This is a genomic window from Pseudomonas sp. 58(2021) (assembly GCF_017491585.1).
GTDB classification, from domain to species: domain Bacteria; phylum Pseudomonadota; class Gammaproteobacteria; order Pseudomonadales; family Pseudomonadaceae; genus Aquipseudomonas; species Aquipseudomonas fluorescens_BT.
Window position 1 is genome coordinate 26,203 of the sequence record NZ_JAFGYZ010000017.1, and the last position, 13,962, is coordinate 40,164.

General features: G+C 62.3%; 11 protein-coding genes. 4 read left to right on the plus strand and 7 right to left on the minus strand.

Annotated features, from left to right (window positions below; translation table 11 throughout):
• The first annotated feature begins 75 nt into the window (after window positions 1–75).
• On the plus strand, window positions 76–2,037 hold the full coding sequence (gene betT, locus J5M72_RS19690) for a choline transporter BetT (protein WP_207866886.1): 1,962 nt from the start codon (window positions 76–78) through the stop codon (window positions 2,035–2,037).
• A gap of 24 nt (window positions 2,038–2,061) precedes the next feature.
• Here the strand turns inward: betT and J5M72_RS19695 are convergent, their stop codons facing one another.
• Complete coding sequence (locus tag J5M72_RS19695) at window positions 2,062–2,322, minus strand: hypothetical protein (protein WP_169428388.1); 261 nt, start codon at window positions 2,320–2,322, stop codon at window positions 2,062–2,064.
• A gap of 64 nt (window positions 2,323–2,386) precedes the next feature.
• A complete protein-coding gene (locus tag J5M72_RS19700; RefSeq protein ID WP_169428389.1) occupies window positions 2,387–3,424 on the minus strand; it encodes a LacI family DNA-binding transcriptional regulator in 1,038 nt (345 codons plus the stop codon).
• A gap of 206 nt (window positions 3,425–3,630) precedes the next feature.
• Here J5M72_RS19700 and J5M72_RS19705 point away from each other — a divergent pair, with 206 nt between their 5' ends.
• Genes J5M72_RS19705 through mgrA form a run of 3 tightly spaced genes read left to right on the plus strand, consistent with a single transcriptional unit; the run spans window position 3,631 to window position 8,254 of the window.
• Window positions 3,631–5,856 carry a TonB-dependent receptor gene (locus J5M72_RS19705; RefSeq protein WP_207866841.1) on the plus strand — a complete coding sequence of 742 codons (2,226 nt, stop codon included), beginning with the start codon at window positions 3,631–3,633 and terminating at the stop codon, window positions 5,854–5,856.
• 1 nt (window position 5,857) lies between these two features.
• Entirely contained in the window at window positions 5,858–7,177 is a 1,320-nt protein-coding gene (locus J5M72_RS19710; RefSeq protein ID WP_169428391.1) for an LLM class flavin-dependent oxidoreductase, read from the plus strand.
• Between the two features lie 39 nt (window positions 7,178–7,216).
• Entirely contained in the window at window positions 7,217–8,254 is a 1,038-nt protein-coding gene (gene mgrA, locus J5M72_RS19715) for an L-glyceraldehyde 3-phosphate reductase (RefSeq protein WP_007917913.1), read from the plus strand.
• Between the two features lie 160 nt (window positions 8,255–8,414).
• Here the strand turns inward: mgrA and tauD are convergent, their stop codons facing one another.
• From tauD to gshA, 5 genes are all read right to left on the minus strand, one after another.
• Window positions 8,415–9,257, minus strand: coding sequence for a taurine dioxygenase (gene tauD, locus J5M72_RS19720; protein ID WP_169428393.1), 843 nt, complete (start codon window positions 9,255–9,257; stop codon window positions 8,415–8,417).
• Window positions 9,258–9,314: 57 nt separating this feature from the next.
• Window positions 9,315–10,154, minus strand: a complete 840-nt coding sequence (gene tauC, locus J5M72_RS19725; RefSeq protein ID WP_207866842.1) for a taurine ABC transporter permease TauC — start codon at window positions 10,152–10,154, stop codon at window positions 9,315–9,317.
• Window positions 10,151–10,945 carry a taurine ABC transporter ATP-binding subunit gene (gene tauB, locus J5M72_RS19730; RefSeq protein WP_207866843.1) on the minus strand — a complete coding sequence of 265 codons (795 nt, stop codon included), beginning with the start codon at window positions 10,943–10,945 and terminating at the stop codon, window positions 10,151–10,153. The genes tauC and tauB overlap by 4 nt, the downstream gene beginning before the upstream one ends.
• 16 nt (window positions 10,946–10,961) lie before the next feature.
• Window positions 10,962–11,939: a taurine ABC transporter substrate-binding protein gene (gene tauA / locus J5M72_RS19735; RefSeq protein WP_169428396.1), complete on the minus strand. Its 978-nt coding sequence runs from the start codon at window positions 11,937–11,939 to the stop codon at window positions 10,962–10,964.
• A 191-nt stretch (window positions 11,940–12,130) separates the two neighbouring features.
• Window positions 12,131–13,714, minus strand: coding sequence for a glutamate--cysteine ligase (gene gshA / locus J5M72_RS19740; protein ID WP_169428397.1), 1,584 nt, complete (start codon window positions 13,712–13,714; stop codon window positions 12,131–12,133).
• Between the last annotated feature and the right edge of the window lie 248 nt (window positions 13,715–13,962).

The following is a 13,962-nucleotide window of genomic DNA, read 5'->3' on the forward strand; positions in this document are numbered from 1 at the left end:
TTCAGCCATTTCTCAACCCCTTGAGGTGCACCGTTCATGAGTGCATCGTCTACCCCCGCCAGCGGTCTGGTACGCATGAATCCGCCGGTGTTCTGGTTCGCCGCAACGGTGATTCTGCTCTTTGGCCTCGTTGTCATTGCCATGCCGGAACAGGCCGGTGCCTGGCTTCTTGAAGCGCAAAACTGGGCGGCCAATACGGTCGGCTGGTACTACATGCTCGCGATGACCCTGTATCTGGTCTTCGTGGTGGTCACCGCGTTATCGGGCTACGGCAAGATCAAACTCGGTGCCGACCACGACGAACCCGAATTCAGTTACCTGTCCTGGGCCGGCATGCTGTTTGCCGCCGGGATCAGCATCACGCTGTTTTTCTTCTGTGTATCCGAACCGCTGACCCACATGCTCCAGCCGCCGCAAGGCGAGGCTGGCACGGCGGATGCGGCGCGTCAGGCGATGCAGATTCTGTTTCTGCACTGGGGCCTGCATGGCTGGGGCGTGTTCGCCTTTGTCGGCATGGCGCTGGCGTATTTCGCCTATCGGCACAACCTGCCGCTGGCCCTGCGTTCGGCGCTGTATCCGCTGATCGGCAAGCGCATCAACGGGCCCATCGGCTACGCGGTCGATGGCTTCGGCATCATCGCCACGGTGTTCGGCCTCGGTGCGGACATGGGCTTCGGCGTGCTTCATCTCAACTCGGGTCTGGACTACCTGTTCGGCATCGCCCACACCCAGTGGATTCAGGTCGGCCTGATCACGCTGATGATGGGCGCGGCGATCATCGTCGCCGTTTCCGGTGTAGATAAGGGCGTGCGGGTCATGTCCGATATCAACATGCTGCTGGCCTGTGCGCTGCTGCTGTTCGTGTTGTTCGCCGGTCCTACCCAGCATTTGCTCAACACCCTGATCCAGAACCTCGGTGACTACCTCGGCGCGTTGCCGATGAAGAGTTTCGACCTCTACGCCTACGACAAACCAAGCGACTGGCTCGGCGGCTGGACGGTGTTCTACTGGGCCTGGTGGATTGCATGGTCGCCGTTCGTGGGCCTGTTCATCGCACGGATTTCCCGTGGCCGGACCATCCGCGAATTCGTCTTCGGCGTGCTTTTGATCCCGCTCGGTTTCACCCTGGCGTGGATGTCGATCTTCGGCAACAGCGCCATCGATCAGGTGCTCAATCACGGCATGTCGGCACTGGGCATGTCGGCCCTCGACAACCCGTCGATGACGCTTTACCTGCTGCTGGAAACCTACCCGTGGAGCAAGACCGTCATCGCGGTGACGGTGTTTATCAGCTTCGTGTTCTTCGTCACCTCCGCCGACTCCGGCACCGTGGTGCTCTCGACCCTGTCGGCCAAGGGCGGCAATCCGGATGAAGACGGGCCGAAATGGTTGCGGGTGTTCTGGGGTGCGATGACCGCGCTGGTGACCAGCGCACTGCTGTTCTCCGGCAGCATCGATGCGCTGAAGTCGGCGGTGGTGCTGACCTCGTTGCCGTTCTCGCTGATTCTGCTGCTGATGATGTGGGGGCTGCACAAGGCGTTCTATCTGGAGTCGCAGAAGCAGATCGCGCAACTGCATTCGCTGGCGCCGGTGTCCGGCTCCCGGCGTGGCAAGGGTGGTTGGCGACAGCGTTTGAGCCAGGCTGTGCACTTCCCGTCGCGTGACGAGGTGTACCGCTTCATGGACACCACGGTGAAACCGGCCATCGAAGAAGTGACGGCGGTGTTTGTCGAAAAGGGGCTGAATGTCGTGACGCAACCCGATCCGGCCCACGACAGCGTCAGCCTGGAAATCGGTCACGGCGAGCTGCACCCGTTCATCTATCAGGTGCAGATGCGCGGCTACTTCACGCCGTCGTTTGCCCGTGGCGGCATGGGTTCCAAGCAGCTCAACAACCGTCGCTACTACCGCGCGGAAGTGCACCTGAGCGAGGGTAGTCAGGATTACGATCTGGTCGGTTATACGAAAGAACAGATCATCAACGACATCCTCGACCAGTACGAACGGCACATGCAGTTCCTGCATCTGGTGCGTTGATCGGAGCAGGGCGCCGGGACGGTTTCAGGTCTCGGCGCTCAGCACCATGAACAACACCATCGCAGCGATCGGCACGCCAAACACGGCACTGCCAATCGCAATCTCCGCCCCCAGCGGCTGCCCGGCGTGCACCACGCCGACCGCGCCATTGATCACCGTCAACGCCAGCCACAACGCTGCGAAACCGTAGGCCATGGTCTGTCGACTGAAGCCGATGCGCTCGCCGATATAGAGCATCAGCGCCAGCAGGATCAGGCCGAAGAAGATGATGATTGCGGTGTGCATGGTCGCGCCTGTGGGATGTGCGGTGTTACCTAGAGCATAGCCAAACCGGCCCACGCCATACTTGTCAGGTACTTTCCCGCTCTATGACCGTGCACTGCAGCAGATTCAACCGCTGCACCTCATCGCTCGGCAACACGCCCAGGCTTTCCAGCACCCGGGTTGCCGCCAGCACGCCAATCTCCAGCGCGGGCGGTTTGATCGTGCTGAGACTCGGCAGCAGCATCTCGGCGAACGGGTAGTCGCCGAAGCCGAGGACGGCGCAGTCTTCGGGGATTTTGAGGCCGGCGCGTTGTCCGGCGAGCAGGCCGCCGGCGGCGAGGTTGTCGTTGGCGAAGAGGATAGCGTCCGGGCGCGGTGAGGCGCTCATCAGCGCTTCCATCGCTTGCTTGCCGGCTTCGAACGGGGCGCGATCGGCGTCCGGTGCGAATACCCAGGGCTCCAGACCGAGTTCACGCACGGTCGCTGCGTAACCGTCGCGGCGCTCCAGTGCGCTGAAGTCGCCGGGTGCGCTGTTTTGCACAAACGCGATCCGCCGATAGCCCTTGCCGTGCAAATAACGAGCGGCGCTGACCCCCACCTCGAAGTGCGAAAAGCCGATTTGCATCGGCTCGCGATCCGGCTGGTAATCCCAGGTTTCGATCACCGGGATATCCGCTTCGGCGAGCATCTTTTCCGTGCCCGCACTGTGGAAGTGACTGGTGACCACCAGCGCCGCCGGCGACCAGCCGAGGAACGCCCGCACGGCGTTTTCTTCCTGTTCAGTGCTGAAGTAACTCGAGGCCAGCAATAGCTGATAGCCGTGACGGCTGAGGGTGTCGCTGAAACCCTGAATGGTGTTGGCGAAGATCGGCCCGGAGATGTTCGGAATCACCATGCCGACGATTTTCCCCCGTGCCGAGGCGAGGCCGCCGGCCACCAGATTCGGCACATAACCCAGCTCGGCGACCACCGCCGCGATCCGTTCGCGGCGTTCGGGCGAGACCTGTTCCGGCTGGTTGAAGTAGCGCGACACGGTGATTGCCGAAACACCGGCCTGGCGCGCCACCGCGTTGAGGGTCACGCGACCGGCGCCACGGCGTTTGCGGGGCTTTTCTTCGCTCAAGGCTCGATCCTTCTTAAAAACCAAAACGCATATAAAAGTAATTTTTCAGTATTGGACGGTCTATGTCCGGCTTGCCAATACTGGCGATGTTAGCGCTAACAAAGCGCATTGTCTGCTACTCGCTCGAGCGAATGCCCAAGACACCGAGACAGGCGCTGTCGTCGCAGAACGGCAGCGGTTCAGGGCAACTTTTCGAGCGGGCACACATGCACAACATTCCTGGGGCGACACACAAACTGGCGCAATCGATCCGCGCTGCGGGCTGGCTACTCACCGGGCTGGCCGCGCTGCCGCTGCCGGCCGCGTTCGCCGCCGACAGCACCGATCAGGAGCCGACACTCAAGTCCGTCACGGTCACCGCCACCCGCCGCGAAGAGTCGCTGCAAAAGGTCCCGGTGGCGGTGTCGGTGATCGACGGCGAGCAACTGGAGCGTGACAACCGCAACAGCGTGGCGAGCATCGTCCAGCAAGTGCCGTCGCTGAATTTCCGCACTGGCGCATCGAACAAGGACACCTCGCTGTTCGTGCGCGGCGTAGGGACGATTTCCACCTCGCCGGGCGTCGAGCCGACCGTGGCCACGGTGATTGATGGCGTGGTTTATGCGCGTCCCGGCCAATCCACTCTGGATCTGCTGGACCTGGAACGCGTCGAAGTCTTGCGCGGCCCGCAAGGCACGCTGTTCGGCAAGAACGCTTCGGCCGGCGTGCTGAACATCACCAGCAAGGCCCCGACCGCCGAGACCCACGGCTACATCGATCAGTCGTACTACAGCGGCAATGAAAGCCGCACCCGTTTCGGCATTGGCGGGAGCCTGATTCCGGACACGCTCAAGGGTTCGATCAGCACCTTGTTCGGCACTTACGACGGCAATGTCGACAACAAGCACAACGGCCAGGAGGTCAACGGCTACAACCATCGCGGCGTGCGCGGCAAACTGGAATTCACCCCGAACGACGACGTCACCTTCACCCTGATCGCCGACTACATGCAGTCCCACGATGACGGCCCCAACGGCGTCGTGACCAAAGCTCTGACCCCGGCCTTCGCCAATGCGCTGAGCCCGGTCAGCGCCACTCGCCACAACCGCGACATCAACACCGACACTCGCTCCCACGTCGAGGACACCAACAAGGGCCTGTCCGGTCAGCTCGACTGGCAACTGGGCGATTACACCCTGACCTCGATCACCGCGTGGCGTGGCTGGGACAACACTCAGTATCAGGACGGCGACCGCCTCGGTACGGTAACGGCGGCGTTCCCCGGTACGGCGGACAAGGGTGACCTGGCCTTCGACCAGTACTCGCAGGAGCTGCGTCTGGCCTCGCCCAAAGGCGAGTTCCTCGAATACGTCGGCGGTCTGTTCTACATGCACGGCAAGGATGACGAGACCTATCAACGCACACTGACCACCACCACACGAACTGATCGCGGCGTCGCCGATTACAGCACCACCAGCGACAGCTACGCCGTGTTCGGTGAGAGCACGTTGAATTTCACTTCGGACTTCCGTGGCATCGCCGGCCTGCGCTACACCCATGACGATCTGGAATACGATCACCGTCGCGTTTCCACTTCCGCCACCACCGTCAGCGGCATTCAACCGGCCACCCGCAGCTCCGGTTCGGTGGATGAAGATGGCTGGTCCGGCCGGCTCGGTTTGCAGTACGACCTGAGCGATACCGTCACCACTTATCTGACCTACTCGCGCGGCTACAAAGGCCCGGCCTACAACGTGTTCTTCAACATGCAGCCACGCGACACCGAAGCGCTGAAACCGGAAACCTCCAACACCTGGGAGGCGGGGATCAAAGCCTCAAGCTGGAACAATCGCCTGACCACCAACCTCGCGGTTTTCCACAGCGACTACGACAACTACCAAGCGAACTTTTTCGACACCGTCGCCGGGCAAGTCGTAACGCGTCTGATCAACGCCGGCAGCGTCAGCACCGAAGGCGTGGAAATCGATTACGCCTTGCAAGCGACCCAGCAACTGAAGTTTTCCGGCGCACTGGCCTACACCCGCGCCCGCATCGACCAGTTCGCCTGCCCGGCGGGTGCGGCGGCGTCGTGCAACGTCAACGGCAAGCCGCTGCCGTTCAGCCCGGACTGGAAAAGCTACGTGCGCGCCGACTACACGATCCCGCTGGATAACGGCCTGGATATCGAACTCGGCACCGACTACAGCTGGCAGAGCGAAGTGCAGTACGACATCAGCCAGAACGCCGACACCAAACAAGGCGCCTACGGCCTCTGGAACGCCAGCGTCGCCCTAGCCGATTACACCAACGGCTGGCGCGTGGCGCTGCTCGGCAAAAACCTTACCGACAAGTCCTATTCGCCGTTGCTCGCCAGCGGTGGAAATTACATTTACCGCGCCGTGCCTCGCGATGACGAGCGCTACTTCGGCGTGCAACTGCGCAAGGACTTCTGAGATGAGCAGACAGCTGAAACTCGGCGCGTTCCTCATGGCCACCGGGCACCACGTTGCCGCATGGCGTCACCCGGACGTACCGGCCAACGCCGGGCTGGATTTCGCCCATTACAAACGCCTGGCGCAGATTGCCGAGGCGGCGAAGTTCGACACCTTGTTCGTCGCCGATAGCGTCGCCGCTCCGACCCAGGACATCGCCAGCCGCATGGCCCGTTCGGATCACTTCGAACCGCTGACGTTGCTCTCGGCCTTGAGCGCGGTAACCGAGCACATCGGCCTGATCGCCACCGCTACCACCAGTTACAACGAGCCGTACCACGTGGCGCGCAAGTTCGCTTCGCTCGATCACCTGTCGGGCGGGCGAGCGGGGTGGAATCTGGTGACCTCGGACAATGCCGCCGAAGCGCAGAATTTCGGCCGCGACGAACACATCGGCCACGCCGAACGCTACAGCCGCGCCCGGGAGTTTCATCAAGTGGTCACCGGGCTTTGGGACAGTTGGCAGGATGATGCCTTCCTTCGCGACAAGGCCAGCGGTGCGTATTACGACCCGGAAAAACTGCACGTGCTGGATCACGTCGGTGAGCACTTCCGGGTCAAAGGCCCGCTGAATGTCGCGCGCTCGCCGCAGGGTCAGCCGGTGATCGTGCAGGCCGGCTCGTCGGAAACCGGACGTGAACTGGCAGCGCAGACAGCCGAAGTGGTATTCACAGCGCAGACCTCGCTGGCCAGCGCCCAGGCGTTTTACGCCGACCTCAAGGGCCGCTTGCCGAAATACGGACGCAGCGCCGATTCGCTGAAAATCATGCCCGGCGTGTTCGTCGTGGTCGGGCAGACGGACGCCGAAGCGCAGGAAAAATGTGAAACGTTTCAGCAATTGGTCGAACCCGAGGTGGGCGTCGCCCTGCTTGGGCGTATGCTGGGCAACTTCGATCTGTCGAAGTACCCGCTGGACGGACCGCTGCCGGATTTGCCGCTGACTGAAAGCGGCCAGCAGAGCCGGCAGAAACTGCTGACCGAACTGGCCGGCCGGGAGCATCTGACCCTGGCCGAACTGGGTCGCAGAATCGCCGGCGGTCGCGGGCATTACAGCGTCGTCGGCACCCCGGCGCAGATTGCCGACCGTTTGCAGGAATGGTTCGAGCAGGGCGCGGCGGACGGTTTCAACGTGCTGGTGCCGCACCTGCCCGGCGGGCTCGAAGACTTCGCCAACGGCGTGGTCCCGGAACTGCAACGGCGTGGGCTGTTCAGAACCGAATACGAGGGCCGGACCTTGCGCCAGAACCTTGGCCTCGCCCGGCCCGGCAACAGATTTGCGTAGCAATCGACACCCGATTCAAGACCGACAAGAGAGGATTCGATGACTTACACCGCTGCCGAAAACCGCTATGACTCCATCCCTTACCGCCGCGTCGGACGCAGCGGTCTGGTGCTGCCGGCGCTTTCCCTGGGCCTGTGGCACAACTTCGGCGACAGCACGCCGATCGACACCCAGCGCGCGTTGCTGCGCACGGCGTTCGACCTGGGCATCAACCACTTCGACCTGGCCAACAACTACGGCCCGCCCTACGGCAGCGCCGAGATCAACTTCGGTCGTCTGCTGCGCGAAGACTTCAAGCAATACCGCGACGAACTGATCATCTCCAGCAAGGCCGGCTGGGACATGTGGCCCGGCCCTTACGGCCAGGGCGGCGGTTCGCGCAAATACGTGCTGGCCAGCCTCGACCAGAGCCTGCAACGCCTGGGCCTGGACTATGTGGATATCTTCTATTCGCACCGCTTCGACCCGGACACCCCGCTGGAAGAAACCGCCAGCGCCCTCGCCACGGCGGTGCAGCAGGGCAAGGCGTTGTACATCGGCATCTCGTCGTACTCCGGGGTGAAAACCCGCGAAATCGCCGCGTTGCTCAAAGAGTGGAAAGTACCGCTGCTGATCCACCAACCGGCCTACAACCTGCTCAACCGCTGGGTGGAAAAGGACCTGCTCGACACCACCGACGAGCTCGGCACTGGCGTGATTGCCTTCACCCCGCTGGCGCAGGGTCTGCTGACCGACAAATACCTCAACGGCGTGCCGGCGGATGCGCGGGTCAACCGTCCGGGCGGTGGTTCGTTGCAGGCTTCGCACTTGTCCGAGGCCAACATTGCTCACGTGCGGGCGTTGAATGAAATCGCCAAGCGTCGTGGCCAGAGCCTGGCGCAACTGGCCTTGGCCTGGACGCTGCGCGATCCTCGGGTGACCTCGGCATTGATTGGCGCGAGCCGGCCGGAGCAGATTATCGAGAACGTCGGGGCGTTGAAGAATCTGAGCTTCAGTGCTGAGGAACTGGCGGAGATTGACCGGTTTGCCCAGGAGGGCGGGATCAATCTTTGGGAGAAACCATCGACGGCTGAATAAGTGACTGGCGCCGAAATATTCGGCGCCTGCTCTGACGCTTTCGCGGGCAAGCCCGCTCCCACAGGGGCCGAGTCGTACACAAAATCTGCGAACACAGCTGTATTTGTGGGAGCGGGCTTGCCCGCGAAGAGGCCGGCTCAAGCACCAAAGAAATCGGGGCCTATTTAAAGAACGGCACATCTCCTAACACCGTAGCCCGCTGCATCACTCGCCGCGCCGGCCGGTAGTCATCCACCGCGTAATGCTGCGTCACGCGGTTGTCCCAGAACGCGATGTCATCCTTCTGCCAGCGCCAGCGAATGGTGAATTCCGGCCGCGTCGCGTGGGCGAACAGAAACTTCAAAATCGCTTCGCTCTCGGTCTCCGACAGCTCATTGATCTTCGACGTGAACCCTTCGTTGACGAACAACGAACGGCGTCCGCTCACCGGATGAGTCCGAATCACCGGGTGCGACAGCGGTGGATTCTTGCGCCGCGCCTCTTCCCACTGCGCCAGTGCTTGCGGGGTGTTGCCGTAGCGCTCCAGCGGAAACGAACGGGTGAAGTCATGAGTCGCGGTCAGCCCTTCGAGCAGTGCTTTCATTGGCGCCGACAGCGCTTCATAGGCGGCGATCCCGCTGGCCCACAACGTGTCGCCACCGAACTCCGGCAACAGCTTGGCGCTGAGCACCGCGCCCATGGCCGGGGTCGGCAGGAAGGTCACGTCGGTGTGCCAGATCGCGTTGTCGCGCACGTCGGTGACGGCGGTGTCGAGGATCAGCACTTCCGGTTGTTCCGGTACGTTCGGGTAGATCGGGTGAATGTGCAGGTCGCCGAAATAGTGGGCGAAGCGCGCCTGTTGCGAAGGCTCGATCGGCTGATTGCGGAAGAACAGCACCTGGTATTTGAGCAGCGCCTGCTCGATGGCGTCGCGCTGTTCCAGGTTCAGCGGCTGGCTGATGTCGACGCCGCTGATCTGTGCGCCGAGGGCCGAGCTTAACGGGGTGATGTTCAGGCTGCTCATGGTGGTTCTCTTCAATTCCGGGGCCCCGAAACTGTCGGGGTAGTCAGTGCTGAAAAATCAGTGGGCCTGGCCGTGCCACGGCACCAGTTTGCGTTGCAGGGCGCGCAGGCCCATCTCCATGGCGAAGGCGATCAGGGCGATGACCAGAATCCCCAGCACCACCACATCGGTGACCAGAAACTGCGCGGCCGACTGCACCATGAAGCCCAGGCCGCTGGTGGCCGCGATCAGTTCGGCGGCGACCAGCGTCGACCAGCCGACACCCAGGCCGATGCGCACACCGGTCAGAATGTCCGGCAGAGCACTTGGCAAAATCACATGGCGGATCAGTTGTGCGCGGGTGGCGCCCAGCGACTGCGCGGCGCGCAATTTGGCCGGGTCGACGGTGCGCACGCCAGTGGCGGTGGCAATCGCGATCGGAGCGAAAATCGCCAGGTAGATCAGCAGCACTTTCGACAATTCGCCGATGCCGCACCAGATCACGATCAGCGGCAGATAGGCGAGCGGTGGAATCGGGCGGTAGAACTCGATCAGCGGATCGAGCACGCCACGGGCGATGCGGTTGGCGCCGATGGCAATGCCCACCGGCACGGCGGTCAGAATCGCAAAACCCAGGCCCAGGCCGATGCGGCTCAGGCTCGCGCCCAGGTGCTGCCACAACGTTGAATCCATGTAGCCCGTGGTCGCCAGCAACCAGCCTTTTTGCAGCACGGCGGACGGTGGCGGCAGGAACAGCGGTTCGATCAGGCCGGTGGCCGTCACGGCCCACCAGATCACCAGTAACGCGAACAGGGTCAGCAGGCTGATCCAGCGGGTGCTGAGGCTGCGGCGCACGGGAATCACCACCGACGGGGCGGCAGGTTTCACGGCGGTGGCGGAAACGTCGTAACTGCTCATGCGCGCTCCTGCCGCTGAGCGGCGCTGCGTTGCGAGAACACTTTGGCGAGTACGTGTTCACGGGTTTCGATGAAGCGCGGATCGGACTTGATCGACCGCGCCGATTCGCCGGCGGCGTAGCGCTGGCCGAAGTCGAGATGCAGACGTTCGACGATCTGCCCCGGATTCGGCGCCAGCAAAATCAGGTCAGTAGCGAGGAACACCGCTTCTTCAATGTCGTGGGTAATCAGGAACACCGGTTTGGCGGTGCGTTGCCAGACTTGCAGCAACAGCTCCTGCATCTGTTCGCGGGTAAAGGCGTCGAGGGCGCCGAAGGGTTCATCCATCAACAGCACGCGTGGGTCGGCGGCGAGGGCGCGGGCCAGGCCGACGCGCTGTTTCTGGCCGCCGGAGAGCTGCCAGATGCGACGGTGTTCAAAACCGGAAAGGTCGACCAGCGCGAGCATTTCCCGGGCGCGCTGTTCGCGTTTGTCCTTGGCCACACCGGCCAGTTCGAGACCGAAAGCCACGTTGGCCAGCACGTCCTGCCAGGGCAGCAGGGCGTCGTCCTGGAACACCACGCCGCGCTCGGCGCTCGGGCCTTTGACCGGTATGTTGTCGAGGGTGATGCGACCGGCGCTTGGTTCGACGAAGCCGGCAATCAGGTTCAACAACGAAGTTTTGCCACTGCCGGACGGGCCCAGGGCCACCAGCAATTGCTGAGGGCCGAGGGTCAGGGAAATGTCGGACAGTACCGGTTCCGGACTGCCGGGATACTGTGCGCTGATGCGCTCCAGCTGTAGCAAGGCCATCGCAGTTAACTCCCGATCAGTTGGTGATGTACTTGGCGCTGACGTACGGCGCGTAGTCCGGCAGTACCGCTTCGACCTTGCCTTGCTCCTTGAGGAACGCAGCGGTGTCGGTGATGGCTTTGGTAGTCGGTGCACCGAGGTCACTGACCTGATCCGCCGCCAGCGGGTAGACGTTGCCTTGCAGCAGTAATGGAATGTCGCTGGCCTTGGCACCGGACAGTTTCACCAGCTTGTCGACGTTGCTCTGGTTGGCCAGCCAGGCTTTTGGATCCTTGCGGTAGTCGGCGTAGGCGTCGAGGGTGACTTTGGCGAAGGCCGTGACGATTTCCGGGTGCTTCTCGGCGAAATCCTTGCGCACGATCCAGGCGTCGAAGGTCGGCGCGCCGAACTTGGCCAGTTCACCGGAAGTGATCAGCACTTTGCCATTTTCCTTGGCCACACCCAGCGCCGGATCCCACACGTAAGTGGCGTCGATGTCACCGCGTTTCCACGCGGCAATGATCGCTGGCGGGGCGAGGTTGAGGACGGTGACTTTCGAAGGGTCGATGTTCCAGTGCTTCAGCGCGGCGAGCAGGCTGTAGTGACCGGTGGACACGAACGGCACGGCGATTTTCTTGCCGACCAGATCCTGCGGGGTCTTGATGCCGGAACCGTCGCGGGCGACCAGCGCTTCGGCGGCGCCGATCTGGGTGGCAATTAGAAAGGTTTCCACCGGGACCTTGCGGGTGATCGCCGCGGTCAGCGGGCTGGAACCGAGGTAGCCGATCTGCACGTCACCGGAGGCGATGGCGGCAATGATATCGGCACCGTTATCGAACTTGCGCCAGTTGATGTCGGCCTTGGTGGCTTTCTCGTAGGCGCCGTCGGCCTGGGCGACTTTCGCCGGATCGACGGTGGTCTGGTAGGCAACAGTGAGGTCGGCGGCCTGAGCCAGGAAACTCGCGGCAGCCAGAGAGGCCACGGCCAGCAGGCGAAGCGGGACATTCAGTTTCATTGAAGAGCTCCATATCAGGCGACCGAGCGTCGGCGTGAAAGGAGATTAAATGATCTAAGAAACTAAAAATAAATAACTTTTTAGAATGAGCTTATGAGCGGAAAAATCTAAGCGTGGGGGTGTTTGATCGTTCCCACGCAGACGGTTCGCCGCCTCGACGTGGGAATGATTGACCATCAGAGAAGGAAGTGTCAGTTGCTGATCGCCAGAATACTCGCCTGATACGACCCGACAAACACGTCGAAATCGCCGACCTCGTTCTGTTCCAGCTCAGCCTGTTGCGCCAGTGAAGAGCGCGCCAGTTCTTCAAACTTCGCTTGCTCGTCAGCCGCCAACGGCTCGCTGCGGAAGAACTCGGCGTGGGCCTGGCTCTGGCGCAGGGAGAATTGCGCGAAGCTTTCCTTGTGCTCGGCCATGGCCGCCAGCACCTGGGCCGAAGGTGTCAGGGACGAGTCCTTGACCTTCGCCAGTTGCGCGTCGAGGGCCTTGCTGTGGGCATCGCCGCCATGGCTCTGATCGAGCAACGCGGCCAGCGGAGCAATTTTTTCCAGCAGTTGCGCCGCCCATTCCTTCATGTCGACCGGTTGGCCGTCGCGCTGCAATTGCAGGCCCGGACGGCGACCTTCCTTGACCACGCTGAGGAAGTTGGAGGTGGCGTTGCCGCAGCTGATGTTGGTCAGCAACGGGCTGTCGTTCAGCGCGCAGTACAGCAGGAACGCGTCGAGGAAGCGCGACTCGGTCAGATCGATGCCCATCGGCAGGAACGGGTTGATGTCCAGGCAGCGCACTTCGACGTACTGGATGCCACGGGCCATCAAGGCCTGGATCGGCCGCTCGCCGGTGTAGGTCACGCGTTTCGGGCGGATGTTGGAGTAGTACTCGTTTTCGATCTGCAGGATGTTGGTGTTCAGTTGCACCCACTCGCCATCCTGGTGCGTGCCGATTTCAACGTACGGCGCGTACGGCGTGGCCACCGCTTGGCGCAGGCTGTCGGTGTAGCTGGCCAGGTCGTTGTAGCAAGGGGTCAGGCCGGCCTGGGCGTTGCTCTGGTAACCGAGGTCACTCATGCGCAGGCTGGTGGCGTAGGGCAGGTAGAGGGTGTCCGGATCCAGCTGTTCCAGCTGATGCGAACGGCCGCGCAGGAAGCCGGCGTCCAGCGCCGGCGAAGCGCCGAACAGGTACATCAGCAGCCAGCTGTAGCGACGGAAGTTACGGATCAGCGCGATGTAGGACGACGACTGGAAATCCCGGTCGGTGCCGACGAAGCCTTCGGCTTCTTTCAGCAACGGCCAGAGCTTTTCCGGCAGGGAGAAGTTGTAGTGAATCCCGGCGATGCACTGCATGGTCTTGCCGTAACGCAGGGCCAGGCCCTTGCGGTAGACGTACTTGAGCTGACCGATGTTGGAGGTGCCGTAATAGGCGATCGGGATGTCTTCCTCGGCCGGCAACGGGCACGGCATCGATGGACTCCACAGGTACTCGTTGCCGAGCTTGCTGTAGGCAAAGCGATGAATCTTGTCCAGGCTGGCCAGGGTATCGGCAGGGTCTGGCAGGGCGGGCGTGATGAACTCCAGCAGCGACTCGGAATAGTCGGTGGTGATCTGTTCGTTGGTCAGCGCGGAACCCAGGGCTTCAGGGTGCGGCGTTTGGGCCAGGCGGCCTTCGCCGGTCACGCGCAGGCATTCACGTTCGATACCGTGAAGGCACTGCTCAAGCAGAGAGAGGTTAGCGCGCTCGCCGAGCAGAGCCAGGCGGCGGTTGAGAAGTTCGCTCAATTTGGATTCCTTCACGCGTCAGTCGCCCCAATATGGGGGTGGGCAGGACGGTCTACAAGGGTGAAGTTGAAACTGGCGTTTTCGCCTGGTTTTTCGGGCTCTGAAGCCCCCGTTGAAGCGCCAACTTCATTCCCTGAATCTGGCCGATGCACGCGAAGATTACGCGATCCCTGTGGGAGCGGGCTTGCCCGCGAAGGCGTCGTGTCAGGCGACCTGATGCTGCCTGACACTCCCTCTTCGCGGGCAAG

Excerpts from the sequence above, each read along its gene's own strand:
- betT (WP_207866886.1), top strand. The coding sequence starts at position 76 with ATGAATCCGCCGGTGTTCTGGTTCGCCGCAACGGTGATTCTGCTCTTT.
- tauC (WP_207866842.1), bottom strand. The coding sequence starts at position 10,154 with ATGAGCAGTTACGACGTTTCCGCCACCGCCGTGAAACCTGCCGCCCCG.
- J5M72_RS19705 (WP_207866841.1), top strand. The coding sequence starts at position 3,631 with ATGCACAACATTCCTGGGGCGACACACAAACTGGCGCAATCGATCCGC.
- J5M72_RS19710 (WP_169428391.1), top strand. The coding sequence starts at position 5,858 with ATGAGCAGACAGCTGAAACTCGGCGCGTTCCTCATGGCCACCGGGCAC.
- tauA (WP_169428396.1), bottom strand. The coding sequence starts at position 11,939 with ATGAAACTGAATGTCCCGCTTCGCCTGCTGGCCGTGGCCTCTCTGGCT.
- tauD (WP_169428393.1), bottom strand. The coding sequence starts at position 9,257 with ATGAGCAGCCTGAACATCACCCCGTTAAGCTCGGCCCTCGGCGCACAG.
- tauB (WP_207866843.1), bottom strand. The coding sequence starts at position 10,945 with ATGGCCTTGCTACAGCTGGAGCGCATCAGCGCACAGTATCCCGGCAGT.
- mgrA (WP_007917913.1), top strand. The coding sequence starts at position 7,217 with ATGACTTACACCGCTGCCGAAAACCGCTATGACTCCATCCCTTACCGC.
- J5M72_RS19695 (WP_169428388.1), bottom strand. The coding sequence starts at position 2,322 with ATGCACACCGCAATCATCATCTTCTTCGGCCTGATCCTGCTGGCGCTG.